Consider the following 15,351-nt stretch of genomic DNA (forward strand, 5'->3'; position numbering starts at 1 on the left):
CCGATCCGCGTGGCCCAATGAAAAGCGCCGAGGCGATCTAAAGTCGCCTCGGCGTTTTATTTTATTTTCGGTCAGGCAGCAGCGGTGCGGCCACGCTTCAGTAGGTTGTCGACGCTCAAGGGTCCGGCGCCTGCCGCCACAAGATAAAGAAACACGAAGCAGAACAAGATCGCCGCGACGCCGCCGTTCTGGGCGGGGTAGATGCCCTTCGAGGCATGCCCGATGAAATAGGCGAAGGCCATCAGGCCGGAGAGCACGAAGGCTGCGATACGGGTCTGGAATCCCACCAGGACCAGGAAGCCGAGGGTGAGTTCGAGCAGCCCGGCAATCCAGGAGAGCGAGCCCGCGGGCGGCACACTTGCCGCAGCGGGAAAATGCAGGATCTTCTGTGTTCCGTAGCTGAAAAGTACAAGTGACGAGACAATGCGCAACAGGCTCAGCAGATGAGGCTGCAGCGAATGGACCGAAGAGAGCATTGGATTCCTTTCATATTTGTGATGCCATTTCCCCGTGTAAGGATCGCGGTCTCAACGGCCAAATCACGACTGCTGACATTGCCGTTATGAGGGCAGCTCCGTGGTGGGGGAGGGGCGGCTGCAACGCCGTTGCAGCTGTTCTGTTTTTCCTCCTGCAACGTTGCAGTTTTTCTTCCGGCCAGCCTGTACTTTGCCTTCAGGCTTGGCTAAATCCGGCGCAAACGGCTCAACCTGAGAGATAGGATTTACAGATGATCGATCCGAAGAAGCTCGCGGAGCGCTTTCCCGGCGACTTCACTTTCGGCGTTGCCACCGCTGCCTTCCAGATCGAAGGCGCCAGCAAAGCCGAGGGCCGCAAGCCATCCATCTGGGATGCTTTCTGCAATATGCCTGGCCGCGTCCGTAATCGCGATAACGGCGACGTTGCCTGCGATCACTATAACAGGCTGGAACAGGACCTCGATCTCATCAAGGAAATGGGTGTCGAAGCCTATCGGTTCTCGATTGCCTGGCCGCGCATTATCCCCGAAGGCACGGGTCCGGTGAACGAGGCCGGCCTCGATTTCTACGATCGGCTGGTCGACGGCTGCAAGGCGCGGGGCATCAAGACCTTCGCGACGCTCTACCACTGGGATCTGCCTCTGTTGCTCGCCGGCGAGGGCGGTTGGACGGCGCGCTCGACCGCCTATGCGTTTCAGCGCTATGCCAAGACGGTGATGAACCGCCTTGGCGATCGCCTCGACCGGGTCGCGACCTTCAACGAACCCTGGTGCATCGTCTGGCTCAGCCATCTCTACGGCATCCATGCTCCGGGCGAGCGCAACATGCAGGCCGCCCTTCACGCCATGCATTACATGAACCTTGCCCACGGTCTCGGCGTCGAGGCGATCCGCTCGGAAGCCCCAAATGTGCCCGTCGGGCTTGTGCTCAACGCCGCTTCGGTCATTCCCGGCTCCGACAGCCCGGCCGATCTAGCCGCCGGCGAGCGTGCGCATCAGTTCCACAACGGCGCCTTCTTCGATCCCGTCTTCAAGGGCGAGTATCCGAAGGAATTCGTCGAGGCGCTCGGCGACCGCATGCCTGTCATCGAAGATGGCGACTTGAAGCTTATCAGCCAGAAACTCGACTGGTGGGGCCTGAACTACTACAAGCCCGAGCGGGTCACTGATGATGCCGAACGCAAAGGCGATTTCCCCTGGACGGTGGAAGCGCCGCCGGCAAGCGACGTCAAGACCGATATTGGCTGGGAAATCTATGCGCCGGGCCTGAAGCTCTCGGTCGAGGACCTCTACCGTCGCTACGAACTGCCGGAATGCTACATCACCGAGAACGGCGCCTGCGACAACACCGATGTCATCGACGGCGAGGTCGACGACACGATGCGCCTCGACTATGTCAGCGATCACCTCGAAATCGTTGCCGGCCTCATCAAGGACGGCTATCCCCTACGCGGCTATTTCGCCTGGAGCCTGATGGACAATTTCGAATGGGCGGAAGGCTACCGCATGCGCTTCGGTCTGGTCCATGTCGATTATGAGACCCAGGTGCGTACGGTAAAAAAGAGCGGCAAATGGTATCGCGAACTCGCGGCCAAGTTCCCGAAGGGCAATCATAAGCCGGGTTAGGGGGTGCGTCCTCAGGCGGGGCACAAAAATAACTCGTCAGAAACCTGCAACAGCCGGTTGCTTAAACGTTTTTGAACCCTTGGCTGGCAAAGTCCGACGGTCAGGGAGTCGTAATGCAGACAGCCGGAAAGTCGCAGAGCAAAGGATCGGGAGTAAGCCGTCACATCACCGTCACCGGCGTGCTTTTCTCCTTCGCGGTCATCGTCGCAGTCGTCACCATCATGGTGCTGACCGCGCTCGAACGTGTGGCTGAAAATGCCAATCTCCTCGATGACGAGCGCTCGCGCGAAACGACGGTCGGCGCGCTGAAGACCTTCGAGGATCAGCTCGGCGCGACGCTCGACGATTACGCCGCCTGGGACGACGCCGCCGTCAACGTCTATGCGCCGGACGGCATGGCCTGGACGGTGAGCAATTACGGCGAGATGTCGGTCAACAGCTCGCTGTTCGACATGGCGATCGTCATCGATGGTGAGAAGAAGGCGATCATGGCCTATCGCGACGGCAAGCCGATGGAGGCGCCGCTCACGGCTTTCTTCGCGCCGTCGCTCTGGAGCCTGCTCGACACGGTGAAGGCGGCCGGTCCGGCCGATCGTCCCCAGGCGATCGGTTTCGTCACCACCAAACGGGGCATTGCCGCCGTCGGCGTGGCATTGGTTCGGAAAAAGTCCGGTGCGCTTGATGTGCCCGCCGGCCAGCACCGCTACCTCGTTTTCGCCCGCCATCTCGATGACGACAGGGTGGCCGCTCTCGGCCAGACCTATGTCATCGGCGGGCTGAGGCTGGCGCCGCCGAGCTTTGCGGCCGACTATCGCGTACCGATCGTCGATCCGACGGGGGCAACGCTCGGCAAGCTCGTCTGGATCTCGCGTTCACCCGGCGATATCGCCTATGCACAGGTGCGGCCGATGGTCATCCAGGCGCTCGGCCTCGTCGGATTGTTTTTCGCAGTACTGCTGGCTATCGGCTGGCTTGCCGGCCGCCGCCTGAAGGCGGAGGAAGGCAGCGCCCGCGAGGAGGCGCTGCGCGACAGGCTGAGCGGCCTTTCCAATCGCGACGGTCTCGGGCTCGCCGTCGATCGTTTTGTCGTCGAGGCACGCCAGACCAAGCGCAATGTGCTGCTCCTCTATCTCGACCTCGATGGCTTCAAGGAAGTCAATGACAGCTATGGCCACGGCACCGGTGACCAGTTGATTCGCGCGGTCGCGGCCGGGCTCGACGTGCTCATTCCGCAAGGTGCGGTTCTTGCCCGTATTGGCGGCGATGAATTTGCGATCGCCTTTCTCTCCGACAGCGAGAATGCCGCCGCCCTGCAGCTTGCCGAGCAGATCCTCGATTTTCTCGTCGAGCCATTGGAGATCGGTCGCCGTGTCGTCGTCGTTGGGGCAAGCATTGGTATCGCCATGTCGCCTTTCGGGGCGATCGGGCGTGAGGAGCTGGTGCGCCGTTCCGACCTTGCCATGTACAAGGCGAAGGAGGCCGGCCGCGCGCGCATGACGCTCTACGACCCGTCGATGGACGCCGATCGAGAGCAGCGCAATGCGCTGGAGCTCGATCTGCGGATCGCCATCGAAAGCGGCGACTTGACGCTTGCCTACCAGCCGCTGATCGATGCGGCGACGCATGCCATGACCGGCGTGGAGGCGCTGGTGCGCTGGAACCGTCCGGGACATGGCCCTGTGTCGCCCGAGCTGTTCATCCCGATCGCCGAGACCAGCGGCCTCATCGAATCACTTGGCCTGTTCGTGCTGCGCAAAGCCTGTGAGACAGCCAAGCAATGGCCGGACCTCAACGTCTCGGTCAACGTCTCGCCCGGCCAGTTCCGCAATCCCGCCTTTACCGACTATGTGCGCTACGTGCTGAAGCAGACGGAGATCGAGGCCGGTCGTATCACGCTCGAGATCACCGAAGGCTACATGATCCAGAATCCGCAGCGCACCCGCCAGTCGATCGAACGGTTGAAGGGGCTGGGGGTTAAGGTGGCGCTCGACGATTTTGGCTCCGGCTTCTCCTCGATCGGTTATCTCAGGCAGTTCGGCTTCGACCGCATCAAGATCGACCGCTCGCTGGTCATGGGTGTCAACGAGGACAAACGCCAGCGCGAGATGCTGCAGGCGACGGTAGCGCTTGCCCGCTCGCTCGACATTCCGGTGACGGCCGAAGGCATCGAGACCGAGGAGCAGGCGATAGCCATGCGCCTGTTCGGCTGCGACTGCCTGCAGGGCTATTGGTTCGGAAAGCCTGTGACATCAGACCTTATCACCGAGATGCTGAACGAGCGGCGTGCAGCGGAGCCGCAAGCTCGGCGCCGCATCGGCGCTGTCTGACCGGTGGCCTGATCCTCAGACAGCAAGGCTGTTCCAACCGGAATCCCGGCTTAGCTGCCGAAATGTCGCTGGCCGCGCTTTTTTGCGAGGGCGATCTGGTGCTGCCGCTGACGGTAACGCAGCCGGTCTTCCTCCGTGCGCTTATGATAGCAGTGGCTGCAGGAAACGCCTTCCTCGTAGAGCGGTGAGGTGATTTCTTCTGCGGTGATCGGGTTGCGGCAGGCGTGGCACAGCCTGTGTTCGCCTTCCTTCAGACCGTGCTCGACGGAGACGCGCTCGTCGAAGACGAAGCAGGCGCCATCCCAGAGGCTTTCCTCCTGCGGCACTTCCTCCAGATATTTCAGGATGCCGCCCTTCAGATGATAGACCTCGTCGAAGCCCTCAGCCTTCATGAAAGCGGTGGCCTTCTCGCAACGTATGCCGCCGGTGCAGTACATGGCGACCTTCGGCTTGTTGTGCAGGCCGGGATTGTTGCGCACCCAATCGGGAAATTCACGGAAGGTCTTGGTCTTCGGGTCGAGCGCGCCGCGAAAAGTGCCGATTGCCGTCTCGTAATCGTTGCGGGTGTCGATGACGATCGTATCGGGATCGGAGATCAGCGCATTCCAGTCCTTGGCCGCCACGTAGGTTCCGACCACTTTGTTGGGGTCGATGTCCTCGACGCCCATGGTGACGATTTCCTTCTTCAGCTTCACCTTCATGCGCAGGAAGGGCATTTTCGAGGCGCGGCTTTCCTTGTGCTCTAGGCCCGAAAATTCCGGCTGGGCGCGCAGGAAGGCGAGCGCGGCTTGAATGCCGGCATCCGGGCCCGCGATCGTGCCGTTAATGCCTTCATGCGCCAGAAGCAGCGTTCCCCTGACGCCATTCTCCTCGCAAAGCGTCTGCAGCGGTGCCTGCAGGCTGGGAAAGCGCGGCACGGAAACGAAATGGTAAAGTGCGGCCACGAGGAACGGGCTGGTGTGTGTCAGGCTGTCGGTCATGGGCCGGAAATACAGAAAATCAGCGGGCGGCGCAATTGCCTTCGCCGGTGGCGGCCTTGACAGATAATCGATTATCCCTGCGCCTGCCATTCGGAAAACGGCCGCACGCCGAAGCTCCGGTCGGGGTCGGCGTCGAGAACGCTGATGAACTCGATTGAGTGCCCGTCCGGATCCTTGAAATAGATCGACAGCGCCGGCATCCAGCCGAGAACTACCGGCTCCGTTACCGGTTCACCGGTAAAGCCGAGAGGTTCCACGCCCTTTGCCCTGAGAATGTCAGGCGCCTGCAGCACGCCATCGGCGGTCATGCTGAAGGCGATGTGCAGCCGCATCTTCAGCGGCCCGGTTCCGGTTTCCCAAAGGCCGAGCATACCGGTCTTCCTGTCGTCCACCCAGAGGAAAGTGACTTTGCGCTCCTCGAACGACGCTGCGAGTTCGAGCCCGACGACATCGCGGTAGAATTCCGTGGAGGTCTTGAGATCGGCAACGGTCAGATGTGTTTCGTAGAGCCCGAGTACCTTCGGCATCGCGGCATTTTCGGCGGTCATTTTTTCCTCGCGGATCAGGTCTCTGCTTGTTTGACCACCGCAAGCTAGGACCTCAAGATTGGTTGAGGTCAACAGGGTTCTTTGTGATATTGCAGGAAATGCAGAGCAACGCGCAGGCACTTCCAGTTTCGCTGTCTCTCAACTCCCGGCCATCAGCCAGAGAAGCTCGATGCGCTGGGCTTCCTCGTCGGCATCATCGGCGAAGACGGCTTCGGCTTTGATCAGCGCTTGCCGCCGGTCTTCCTGCTGGCGGAAGATGATGATGTCGAGCAGATGCGTCAGGTCGTCATTGCGAGTGAAGAGCTGCGGTTCTGCCTCGACCAGTTCGGAGAGTACGGTGAGATCATGGATGTGGCCGAGATCCTCGACGAGTTCGCTGGCCGCATCGCGCTTGGCCTTCATCGCGCCCGGCCAGATGTCGCGCAAAAGGGCATGGTAGAGCCGATAGTCGTAGGTGCGTTTGCGCAGATCGTGGAAATCGTCGGCCGATGCCTCGCCGTGACAGGCTGTAAGCGCGGTCTTGGCCTTCAGCGCGATGCGGCGCCAGCTCTTCGCCAGCATGCGTGCATTTTTGCGGTGGCCGCCATCAAAGGAGACGGCGTCTAAGGCGGCGATCGCCTCCTTCAGAACGTCGGAGGTTTCCGCGAGCCGCTGTTCCAGGCCGCTTTCGGCTTCCGCCATCCAATCACGGCGGCCTTCGAGGATGGTGACGATGCGGCCGAGCGCCTCGCTCTCCTCGTTCCCGCGGGCTGCATGCTGCAGATATTGGGCGGTGCCGATGAGGGCGGTAGCGTCGCGGATCGCCGAAAGCGAGTGTGCGGCATCGCGCAGCCTCGCATTTTCTTGGGCTTGGAAATCCGGAATTTCGCGGGCCACGAGGCGGTAGAGCGAGCGTAGTCGCTTCAGGTTCTTGCGGAAGGAATGGATCGCCTCATGCGCGCCGTCCGGGCGCTTCCTTAGGACAGTGATGGCGTGTTCCAGCTGCCTGGTGGCGACGCTACGGAACGCTTCGGTGAAATCGGCGTCAGGCCGAATGCGATAGGCCATGCCTGTCGTGCCCGTATTCTGTGGCAAGGGCCTGGTTGGAATAGCGGAAGTCCCCGGTTACTTCGCGGCCGAGCCAAGCGGGCAGGGCCGGATCGTCGGTTTCCGCCGTCATCTCCACCTCGGCGATCACCAGTCCGCGATGCTCGCCGGTAAAGACGTCGACTTCCCAGACGAAACCCTCATGCGGAACGCGGTAGCGCGTCTTCTCGATGACGACGCCGATCGCGTTCAGCAGCAACTCTTCGGCATCGGCGATTGGGATATCGTATTCGAATTCGTCACGAGTGATGGTGCTGCGGCCGATCTTGATCGTCAATCTCGCCTTCCTGCCGTCGAGGATGCGCACCCGCACGGAACGGTCGTCCATCGAGGCGATGTAACCCTGCCTGAGGACAGACTTCGTCTCGACGGCGGAACGCCATCCATCGCTGCGTACAAGAAACTTCCGCTCGATTTCTTTCGCCATGCCGGTGAACCTTTTGTGACGATTGCGGCACGGTAGCCCACTTTCCAGGCATTTCATACCCTTCTTGTGATGCGGTCCGGTTTTATCTCGACAAGGTTCCGCGGGGGCGTTATTCGGGATGCAAATTCAATCGTTTCAAGGAAGTCGCACGACCATGGGCGAGAAAACAGAGAAGCTCCTTTCCATCCTGAAACTCCAGCCTGTCGTTCCGGTATTGATCGTCGACGATGCGAAGTCAGCGGTGCCGCTCGCCCGCGCGCTCGTCGCGGGCGGGCTGAAGGCGATCGAGATCACCATGCGCACGCCGGCGGCACTCGAAGCCGTGCGCGCCGTCGCCGCCGAGGTCGAGGGCGCCGAAGTCGGCGCCGGGACGATCCTCAATGTCGCCCATTGGGAAGCCGCCGTCGCCGCCGGTTCGAAGTTCATCGTCAGCCCCGGCACGACGCAGGAACTGCTGGATGCCGCCGCCGATTCCGACGTGCCGCTGCTTCCGGGGGCCGCGACCGCCAGCGAAGTCATGGCGCTGCGGGAAGAAGGCTACCAGGTGTTGAAGTTCTTCCCGGCGGAGCAGGCTGGTGGCGCCGCTTATCTCAAGGCGCTGTCCTCGCCACTTGCAGGCACGTTGTTCTGCCCGACCGGCGGCATTTCGCTGAAGAACGCCCATGATTATCTCTCGCTGCCGAACGTCATCTGCGTCGGCGGCTCCTGGGTGGCGCCGAAGGAACTGGTTGCAGCTGGCGACTGGGCTGGGATCACCAAGCTCGCGGCAGAGGCGGCAGCGCTGAAGGCTTGAGTTTCGGCAGGAGCGGGTGAGCGCCACCGCTCAATCCCGCTCCTCCTATTTGTATTTCAGCCGTCGCAAACCTATGTTCTCCTCCAGTTTCAAACAGGGAGACGACGAGGAATGTTCGACGCAAAGAAGCTTCTCGACCAGTTCTTGGGTTCACAGATGCCGGGTCTTGGCGGTTCGGTCCGCGACAGGGCCGGCGACGCCGTGCAGACGGCAAAGAACAATCCGCTGGCGACTGGCGCCATTGCCGCCGTACTTCTCGGCACCAAGACCGGCCGCGGTATTGCGGGCAATGCGCTGGCGATCGGCGGTCTTGCTGCCATTGCCGGCCTTGGCTACCAGGCCTACAAGAATTACCAGGCGGGGCAGGCGCCGGCAGCCCCCTCGGATGCGCCGTCGGCAAACAACCCGGTTCTCCTGCCGCCGCCTGCCGAGTCCGGTTTCGGGCCGGCGTCGCCTGCCGGCAGCAATGAATTCGTGCTAGTGCTGATCCGGGCGATGATCGCCGCCGCCAAGGCCGACGGCCATATCGACGATGCCGAACGCGCCCTGATCATGGACAAGGTCAAGGCGGCCGATGTCAGCGGCGAGGCTGCGGCCTTCATCGAGCATGAACTCGCGTCGCCGACGGATATCGATGCGCTGGTTGCTGCCGCGACGACGGAAGAACAGCGTGTCGAGCTTTACACCGCCTCGCGGCTCACCATCGACCCGGATTCGCGCGCCGAGCGCGGTTATCTCGATCTGCTTGCCGGCCGTCTCGGCCTTGCCGACCAGCTGGTCGACCATATCGAGGCAACGGTGTCCTCCGCCAAGGTGACCTTGTCACAGTGACATCTAGGCCGGTTGCCTTTGTCGGGCGGCTGGCCTATCCACTCTTCCGAAAAGGGGAGTGGACATGCGCGATCTTGCAAATTTCAAGGGCTGCCCGGCGCCGAAGCCGGTCACGCTGAAGGGCCGTTTCGTCACCGTCGAGCCTTATCGGCGCGCCGAACATCTTGAGGCGCTGTGGGATGGGCTTGGCGGCATGGGCATCAATCCGCTGCTTCTCTATTTCGCGCAGGACGACTTCTCCGGCATCGACGATTTCGCCAGCTGGCTGGAAACCGTCAACACCAAGTCCGGCTGGCTCACCCATATCTTCCGCGACAATGCCACCGGCAAGATTGTGGGCATGGCGAATTACATGCGCGCCGACCCGGCAAACGGCGTCGTCGAGATCGGCGGGGTGGCACATGGGCCTGAGATGAAGCGGTCGCCGCTTTCGACCGAGGCGCATTATCTGATGGCCAAGCATGTCTTCGAGGATCTCGGCTACCGCCGCTACGAATGGAAATGCGACAATAAGAACGAGGCGAGCAAGACGACGGCCGCCCGTTACGGCTTCAGCTTCGAAGGCATCTTCCGCCAGCACATGATCTCCAAGCATCGCAACCGCGACACCGCATGGTTCTCGATGATCGACAGTGAATGGCCGCTGATCAACGATGCCTTCGGAGCCTGGCTTTCGCCTGAGAATTTCGATGCCGAGGGCAACCAGATCCGCCGCCTGCAGGACATCCGCGCCGATCTTGAAAAGGAAAGGCTGGTATGAGCCCGGAAAGCCGCTCGCAGGCGACCGCCGCCGGTATCATCCTGCTCAGCGCCGCCCTCGTCATCTATTTCCTGCCGACCATCGTGCTCTGGATCGGCAATTTTTCGCCGACGCTGGCAATCGTCGTCGGCATCTGCCTGATCATGGCGTTTTTCGCAGTTTTCTGGCTGCGGGCGCGCTACCAGCGCAGCCGGGGGAAATAGTCTACAGCATTGCGCAATTCCGGACGCAAAAACGCTGCGCACTTTTGCTGGAATTGCTCTAGCCCTGCAGCGAGGCCCCGAGCAGCAGGGCGCCCATCAGCATGACGAGAACGGCGCCGAGGATTTCGATGGCGTTGCCGATCCAGATCGAGGCGGTCGAGCCGCGTCCGGAGAGGCGGACGGCCGCACTCTTGGCGGTGACGGCAAGTGTGGCAAGCAGCGAAACGGTGATCGCCGTGCCGAGCGACATGGCGGCGACCGAAAGCACGCCGCCGAGATAGAGCCCGTTCAGCAGCGAGAAGGTCATGACCAGCAATGCGCCGGAGCAGGGGCGCAGACCGACGGCCACGATCGCCGACCAGGCCTCGCGGGCGCTGAACCTGTCGCCGGCGAGCAGGGACGGATCAGGCACATGGGCATTGCCGCAGGTCTCACAGACCATGCCGGGAACGAAGGTGTGGCCGGCTTCCACAGCCTGCGCCTTGCCGTTGAAGGCATAGGCCTGGCGTTCGGCGGCATTGTCCTTCCAGTCGAGCATCATGCTGACCGGACCGGCCGGCGTCGCCATCAGCCGGCGGCGCGGCATGTTGCCCACCAGCGACCGCAGTTTGCGGAACAGCAGCCAGCCGCCGAAGAGGATGACCATGACGAAGCTTGAGATCTCCATCGCGTGGGTCGCCGCCGTCAGCGTGATGCCGGTGCCGCGCAGCACCAGCCAGGCACCGCCGACCAGCGCCACCGCCATCACGCCCTGGACGAAGGCCGAAATGAAGGAAATCACCACGCCGCGCTTCAGCTCGACCTCGTTGGCGATCATGTAGGAGGAGATGACCGCCTTGCCGTGGCCCGGGCCGGCGGCATGGAAGACGCCATAGGCGAAAGAGAGGCCGATCAGCGATGCCAGCTGCCAGGGGTCTTGGCGCATCGCCTTCAAGGCACCGGTCAGCGCCCGGTAGAAGGCTTGCTGCTCGTAATTGACGTAGAGAAATAGTGGCGCAAACGGCCCGCCAGTCGGCTGGAAGCTCGGCTCCGCCGTGCCGATGCCAAGCGGCGATTGCGCATGAGCGAGGCTTGCAGCCGTCACCAGCGCAAGGGTCGCAGCGGAAAGGATGAGGGGCAGGCGTTTCGTCAGCATGTGACCTCCAGCCGGGTGGCGAAGAGTTTGGACATGTTGGTGCCGGTGGGATCGTTGAAGAAGGCGTCCGTCAGCGACTGTTTGTTTTGCGAGATCACCTCGTCGGCATCCGGCCGCACCACCTGATGTTTGCAGGCCTTGAAGCCGTCTCCGACGATCGCAAGCTCGTTGTCTGTCGGAAAATCGATCGAGGTGTAGAGCGTCGGATCGTAGACGCCGAAAGTGAGCCGGCCCTTCAGCGGCATCTTTTCCACCGGCTTTACCGCGAAGAACATCAGCAGCTGACCATCCTTGTAGTCGACATGGATGATGTCGGGTTTCTGGACGGTGATGTTTTTCCCGTTGATCGTCAGGTTCATGTAGTAGTCGTAATCGGCAAGCGACTTCTTGACCGTGTTGCCGACGTCGGTCAGCTCGTTCGGCTCCAGCTTCAGGTCGGTGTTCTTGTCGAAATCCATGACCACGGAGGACGAAAAGACCTCGTCGAAGCGCCAGACGTTGCGCAGTTCCTCGACACTGCCGTCCTTGCCGGCCACGACTTCGAGACGCGCCTCCACGAAGATGTGCGGATGAGCAAAGGCGGCGGTCGGCGCCAGCGAAAGAAGCGCGGCGATCAGTATCTTCGAATATCTCATCTATCTCGCTGCCCTGTTCGCTGCCCCTGACTTCTTGCCAGAAATTGGGACGGAATTGGGACCGGGCTCGGCATCGGTTTCGCGGGGCCGGATGTTGATGCAGGGCGGAATGTCGCATCGCTTCGCAAGGGCACTGCGCTAAAGCACGTCGCGAACACTTTTGCGCGACATGCTCTACGGATGCTTCTTGAACCAGTTGTGCAGGTAATCGACGAAGATCCTCACCTTGGCCGGCAGGTAGCGCCGGTGCGGATAGACGGCATAGATGCCGCGGTCCGTCGGGATGTAGTCGTTGAATAGCGTTACCAGTTCGCCGCTCTCGATCGGCTTGCGGGCGATGAAATCCGGGATGAAGGCTATGCCGATGCCGGCGAGTGCTGCGCGTAATGTCGCATGCGGACTGTTGACCTCTATCGGTCCGGATACGGCGACGGCGAACGAGGTGTTGTCGGGATTGTGGAAGCGGATGCTCGCCTGGGTGCGCGCATTGGTGTCGACGATGAAGGGGACGTTGGAAAGGGCTGTCGGGTGATCGAGATCGGGATGACGCTCGAGAAACTCGGGGGTGGCGCATATATGGATGCGGAAATCCGAGATCTTGCGGGCGATCATGCCGGAATCCTCGAGCTTGGTGATGCGGATCGCCACGTCGAAGCCTTCCTCGATCAGATCGACGAACCGGTCATCGGCGGCGATCTCCAGCGAAAGGTCCGGATTCTCCTTGGCGAAATCGATCAGCGACTGGCCGACATCGGCATCAACGAAGGTGCGCGGCACGGAAATGCGCAGCCGTCCTTTGAGCTGTGCATTGTTCTCACGCACGAGATCGGCGAGGTTGTCGATCTCCTTTAAGATATCGGAGGCGGTGCGGTAATAGGTATGGCCGGCTTCGGTCATGGAGAATTGCCGGGTGGTGCGGTTGAGCAGCAGGGCGCCGAGCTCATCCTCCAGTTCGCGCACATATTTGGAGAGCAGCGCCTTTGAGCGGCCGGTGCGTCTTGCCGCGGCGGAGAAGCCTTCGGCCTCGACGACATCGATGAAGGCACGTATGCGGGTCAAGGTATCCATGGCACCCCTCAGGCTGTTTCGGAATGTTGAACAAATTGGCTCGTCTTGTTCAATTATTTTTTTAGCCCGAGATCAAAAAATCGCTTGATTATGAAGGCGAATATTCTTATTTCCCACTCAGCCCAAAGTCGCACGTGCCCATGGGTGTCCGCCGAACCCTCGAATTGGTGAGGAAATCGGTAAGGTACCTGGAATTAACCCCTCCAGTCGCTATTCCGGCCAACCGGAAAATGCGAGGACGCCTGAAGCAACGACGGTGCGGGCCTTTTTGTTCTCTCCCTGCTTTCCATCAGCGGGGGTTACTGAAGAGGCACACCATCATTGCCGGAAGTGCGGTTGGGACTCTCCCTCCAATCCATGGCAGACAAAGCCGAACTTACACCGCACCGCGGCGTTGGTTCACCATCCGCGCATCGAGCGCTTGCTATGGTTCCGGGGTCTCCACCGGCTGGTTCCAATGCGAGCTATCGTATGCCCTTTGTCCTCCGGTTCATGCCGGAGCTCTGGAATTGGAAGAGGGAATCGATATGACCACCCAGCGCATCCGCGACTTTCTCGCAACCCGACGTCCCGATGGTCCCTGCCTTGTGGTTGACCTCGACGTCGTTCGCGACAATTTCCACGCCTTCCGTCACGCTATGCCGGACAGCGCCATCTATTACGCCGTCAAGGCCAACCCGGCTCCGGAAGTGCTGAAGCTGCTCGCAGGCCTCGGCTCCAATTTCGATTGCGCATCCGTTGCCGAAATCGAAATGGCGCTTGAAGCCGGTGCGACCGCCGCCCGTATCTCCTACGGCAACACGATCAAGAAGGAACGTGACGTTGCCCGTGCGCATGCGCTCGGCGTTAGCCTCTTTGCGGTCGACAGCCACGAGGAAGTCGAGAAGATCTCGCGCGCCGCTCCCGGCGCCCGTGTCTTCTGCCGCGTGCTCACGGATGGTGAAGGCGCTGAATGGCCGCTGTCGCGCAAGTTCGGCTGCGTCCCGCAGATGGCTGTCGACGTTCTCGTCTACGCCCATCAGCTTGGCCTGCAGTCCTATGGCGTCTCGTTCCATGTCGGTTCGCAGATGACCAAGGTCGATGCCTGGGATTCGGCACTCGCCGATGCCAAGCGCGTCTTTGTATCGCTTGCCAAGCAGGGCATCCACCTGCAGATGGTCAACATGGGCGGCGGCTTCCCGACCAAGTACCTGCGTGACGTTCCGTCCGCAGAAGCTTATGGCAAGTCGATCTACCAGGCGCTGCGTACGCATTTCGGCAACCAGATCCCGCAGACGATCATCGAGCCGGGCCGCGGCATGGTCGGCAATGCCGGTGTGATCAAGGCGGAAGTCGTGCTGATTTCGAAGAAGTCGGACAATGACGATGCCCGTTGGGTATTCCTCGACATCGGCAAATTCGGCGGTCTCGCCGAGACGATGGACGAAGCCATCCGCTATCCGATCCGCACGGATCACGACGGCGACGAGATGGAGCCCTGCGTCATCGCCGGCCCGACCTGCGATTCGGCCGACGTGCTCTACGAGAAGAACCTCTATCCGCTGCCGATCTCCCTTTCGATTGGCGACGAGGTCCTGATCGAAGGCACCGGCGCCTATACGACGACCTATTCGGCGGTCGCTTTCAACGGTTTCGACCCGCTGAAGGCCTACATCATCTAAGGTCGTTTCCGTCGGCCCCGTAACCAATCGGGGCGGCAACTTCACAATTTTCTTTCATCGCCGCTGATAACGGTATTGGGTACGGGAGGCCAAGATGGCCGCTGTTCTTGATTCTGTCCGCGCATTCTTTGCGCCTACCACTTTCGCCATCGACGCCGAAAATCCCTCGGATGTCGTTGCTCGCGAAAACCTGCTCGACCGCGTCATGGGCCCGGATCGCCGCAAAAAGTCGTCGGAGAAGATCCGCCGCAACCGCGTTCCGGCCGAGGGCCTTGCGCTGGTGGCGCGCGATCGCGACGGCCATGTCATTGGCTCGGTGCGCCTCTGGAACATCGAGGCCGGCGTCAATGACGAAGGCACGCCGATCAATGCGCTGCTGCTTGGACCGCTCGCCGTTGCGCCCCATCACGGCGGCAAGGGCATCGGCTCGGCGCTGATGCGCGCAGCGATCCTCGAAGCGAAGAAGCGCGGGCATGGCGCCGTCCTGCTCGTCGGCGATGCTGCCTATTACGAGCGTTTCGGCTTCTTTGCCGAGAGGGCTCGCCATCTTGTCATGCCGGGTCCGTTCGAACGTTCGCGCTTTCTTGCGCTCGAACTCACGGAAGGCTGGCTTGACGGCGCGGCCGGCATGATCGTCCCTTCGGGACGCATGCTAGCCAGCGCGCCGGTTCGCCGCGCCGCTTGAGCTGTGCCGATCGGCCGGTCGGGGTTGGGAATCTTTCCCTCCTGGCCGGCAATGTCCGCGCCGCTTGACCATGGAGGCAGGCGGGCCTGTCGTGGGTGCGGCGCGGATTGT

At 61.5% G+C, this 15,351-nt stretch carries 16 protein-coding genes; 8 read left to right on the forward strand and 8 right to left on the reverse strand.

Annotated features, from left to right (window positions below; translation table 11 throughout):
* Positions 1–71 precede the first annotated feature (71 nt).
* Positions 72–476 (reverse strand): DoxX family protein, encoded by a 405-nt coding sequence (locus BS629_RS11440; protein WP_018243616.1) that lies wholly within the window; start codon positions 474–476, stop codon positions 72–74.
* Between the two features lie 251 nt (positions 477–727).
* On the opposite strand from BS629_RS11440, the gene BS629_RS11445 reads away from it, so the two are divergent.
* Positions 728–2,101 (forward strand): GH1 family beta-glucosidase, encoded by a 1,374-nt coding sequence (locus BS629_RS11445; RefSeq protein ID WP_018243615.1) that lies wholly within the window; start codon positions 728–730, stop codon positions 2,099–2,101.
* Positions 2,102–2,214: 113 nt separating this feature from the next.
* Positions 2,215–4,428 (forward strand): putative bifunctional diguanylate cyclase/phosphodiesterase, encoded by a 2,214-nt coding sequence (locus tag BS629_RS11450; protein WP_018243614.1) that lies wholly within the window; start codon positions 2,215–2,217, stop codon positions 4,426–4,428.
* Between the two features lie 50 nt (positions 4,429–4,478).
* On the opposite strand, the gene trhO is transcribed toward BS629_RS11450, so the two are convergent.
* The 4 genes from trhO to BS629_RS11470 form a co-directional block, all read right to left on the reverse strand.
* Complete coding sequence (trhO, locus tag BS629_RS11455) at positions 4,479–5,408, reverse strand: oxygen-dependent tRNA uridine(34) hydroxylase TrhO (protein WP_077988264.1); 930 nt, start codon at positions 5,406–5,408, stop codon at positions 4,479–4,481.
* A 71-nt stretch (positions 5,409–5,479) separates the two neighbouring features.
* The gene (locus tag BS629_RS11460) at positions 5,480–5,956 is read right to left on the reverse strand and encodes a VOC family protein (RefSeq protein ID WP_018243612.1); all 477 of its coding nucleotides are present in this window, start codon (positions 5,954–5,956) and stop codon (positions 5,480–5,482) included.
* A gap of 138 nt (positions 5,957–6,094) precedes the next feature.
* Positions 6,095–7,003, reverse strand: coding sequence for a CHAD domain-containing protein (locus BS629_RS11465; RefSeq protein WP_018243611.1), 909 nt, complete (start codon positions 7,001–7,003; stop codon positions 6,095–6,097).
* On the reverse strand, positions 6,981–7,469 hold the full coding sequence (locus BS629_RS11470) for a CYTH domain-containing protein (protein WP_018243610.1): 489 nt from the start codon (positions 7,467–7,469) through the stop codon (positions 6,981–6,983). The genes BS629_RS11465 and BS629_RS11470 overlap by 23 nt, the downstream gene beginning before the upstream one ends.
* Positions 7,470–7,623: 154 nt before the next feature.
* Between BS629_RS11470 and BS629_RS11475 the strand changes: the two genes are divergently transcribed.
* The 4 genes from BS629_RS11475 (at position 7,624) to BS629_RS11490 (ending at position 10,056) form a co-directional block, all read left to right on the forward strand.
* Positions 7,624–8,262 (forward strand): 2-dehydro-3-deoxy-phosphogluconate aldolase, encoded by a 639-nt coding sequence (locus BS629_RS11475; protein ID WP_018243609.1) that lies wholly within the window; start codon positions 7,624–7,626, stop codon positions 8,260–8,262.
* A 111-nt stretch (positions 8,263–8,373) separates the two neighbouring features.
* Entirely contained in the window at positions 8,374–9,093 is a 720-nt protein-coding gene (locus BS629_RS11480; protein WP_018243608.1) for a tellurite resistance TerB family protein, read from the forward strand.
* Between the two features lie 64 nt (positions 9,094–9,157).
* Complete coding sequence (locus tag BS629_RS11485; protein ID WP_018243607.1) at positions 9,158–9,853, forward strand: GNAT family N-acetyltransferase; 696 nt, start codon at positions 9,158–9,160, stop codon at positions 9,851–9,853.
* Entirely contained in the window at positions 9,850–10,056 is a 207-nt protein-coding gene (locus BS629_RS11490) for a hypothetical protein (RefSeq protein ID WP_018243606.1), read from the forward strand. The genes BS629_RS11485 and BS629_RS11490 overlap by 4 nt, the downstream gene beginning before the upstream one ends.
* Positions 10,057–10,114: 58 nt before the next feature.
* Here BS629_RS11490 and BS629_RS11495 read toward each other — a convergent pair whose 3' ends face one another.
* The 3 genes from BS629_RS11495 to BS629_RS11505 all read right to left on the reverse strand — a co-directional run bounded on the left by BS629_RS11495 (position 10,115) and on the right by BS629_RS11505 (position 12,894).
* Positions 10,115–11,191 carry a nickel/cobalt transporter gene (locus tag BS629_RS11495; protein WP_018243605.1) on the reverse strand — a complete coding sequence of 359 codons (1,077 nt, stop codon included), beginning with the start codon at positions 11,189–11,191 and terminating at the stop codon, positions 10,115–10,117.
* Entirely contained in the window at positions 11,185–11,826 is a 642-nt protein-coding gene (locus BS629_RS11500; RefSeq protein WP_018243604.1) for a DUF1007 family protein, read from the reverse strand. The genes BS629_RS11495 and BS629_RS11500 overlap by 7 nt, the downstream gene beginning before the upstream one ends.
* Before the next feature lie 174 nt (positions 11,827–12,000).
* Positions 12,001–12,894 (reverse strand): LysR family transcriptional regulator, encoded by an 894-nt coding sequence (locus tag BS629_RS11505; protein ID WP_018243603.1) that lies wholly within the window; start codon positions 12,892–12,894, stop codon positions 12,001–12,003.
* 527 nt (positions 12,895–13,421) lie between these two features.
* Here BS629_RS11505 and odc2 point away from each other — a divergent pair.
* Entirely contained in the window at positions 13,422–14,555 is a 1,134-nt protein-coding gene (odc2, locus tag BS629_RS11510; protein WP_018517632.1) for an ornithine/lysine decarboxylase, read from the forward strand.
* Between the two features lie 94 nt (positions 14,556–14,649).
* Positions 14,650–15,240, forward strand: coding sequence for a GNAT family N-acetyltransferase (locus BS629_RS11515; RefSeq protein WP_018243601.1), 591 nt, complete (start codon positions 14,650–14,652; stop codon positions 15,238–15,240).
* The last annotated feature ends 111 nt before the right edge of the window (positions 15,241–15,351 follow it).

It is taken from the genome of Rhizobium leguminosarum bv. viciae USDA 2370 (assembly GCF_002008365.1).
Taxonomy (GTDB): domain Bacteria; phylum Pseudomonadota; class Alphaproteobacteria; order Rhizobiales; family Rhizobiaceae; genus Rhizobium; species Rhizobium leguminosarum.

Bases quoted from the DNA above. Each gene is read 5' to 3' on its own strand.
- BS629_RS11440 (WP_018243616.1), bottom strand. From the start codon at position 476: ATGCTCTCTTCGGTCCATTCGCTGCAGCCTCATCTGCTGAGCCTGTTG.
- BS629_RS11445 (WP_018243615.1), top strand. From the start codon at position 728: ATGATCGATCCGAAGAAGCTCGCGGAGCGCTTTCCCGGCGACTTCACT.
- BS629_RS11450 (WP_018243614.1), top strand. From the start codon at position 2,215: ATGCAGACAGCCGGAAAGTCGCAGAGCAAAGGATCGGGAGTAAGCCGT.
- trhO (WP_077988264.1), bottom strand. From the start codon at position 5,408: ATGACCGACAGCCTGACACACACCAGCCCGTTCCTCGTGGCCGCACTT.
- BS629_RS11460 (WP_018243612.1), bottom strand. From the start codon at position 5,956: ATGACCGCCGAAAATGCCGCGATGCCGAAGGTACTCGGGCTCTACGAA.
- BS629_RS11465 (WP_018243611.1), bottom strand. From the start codon at position 7,003: ATGGCCTATCGCATTCGGCCTGACGCCGATTTCACCGAAGCGTTCCGT.
- BS629_RS11470 (WP_018243610.1), bottom strand. From the start codon at position 7,469: ATGGCGAAAGAAATCGAGCGGAAGTTTCTTGTACGCAGCGATGGATGG.
- BS629_RS11475 (WP_018243609.1), top strand. From the start codon at position 7,624: ATGGGCGAGAAAACAGAGAAGCTCCTTTCCATCCTGAAACTCCAGCCT.
- BS629_RS11480 (WP_018243608.1), top strand. From the start codon at position 8,374: ATGTTCGACGCAAAGAAGCTTCTCGACCAGTTCTTGGGTTCACAGATG.
- BS629_RS11485 (WP_018243607.1), top strand. From the start codon at position 9,158: ATGCGCGATCTTGCAAATTTCAAGGGCTGCCCGGCGCCGAAGCCGGTC.
- BS629_RS11490 (WP_018243606.1), top strand. From the start codon at position 9,850: ATGAGCCCGGAAAGCCGCTCGCAGGCGACCGCCGCCGGTATCATCCTG.
- BS629_RS11495 (WP_018243605.1), bottom strand. From the start codon at position 11,191: ATGCTGACGAAACGCCTGCCCCTCATCCTTTCCGCTGCGACCCTTGCG.
- BS629_RS11500 (WP_018243604.1), bottom strand. From the start codon at position 11,826: ATGAGATATTCGAAGATACTGATCGCCGCGCTTCTTTCGCTGGCGCCG.
- BS629_RS11505 (WP_018243603.1), bottom strand. From the start codon at position 12,894: ATGGATACCTTGACCCGCATACGTGCCTTCATCGATGTCGTCGAGGCC.
- odc2 (WP_018517632.1), top strand. From the start codon at position 13,422: ATGACCACCCAGCGCATCCGCGACTTTCTCGCAACCCGACGTCCCGAT.
- BS629_RS11515 (WP_018243601.1), top strand. From the start codon at position 14,650: ATGGCCGCTGTTCTTGATTCTGTCCGCGCATTCTTTGCGCCTACCACT.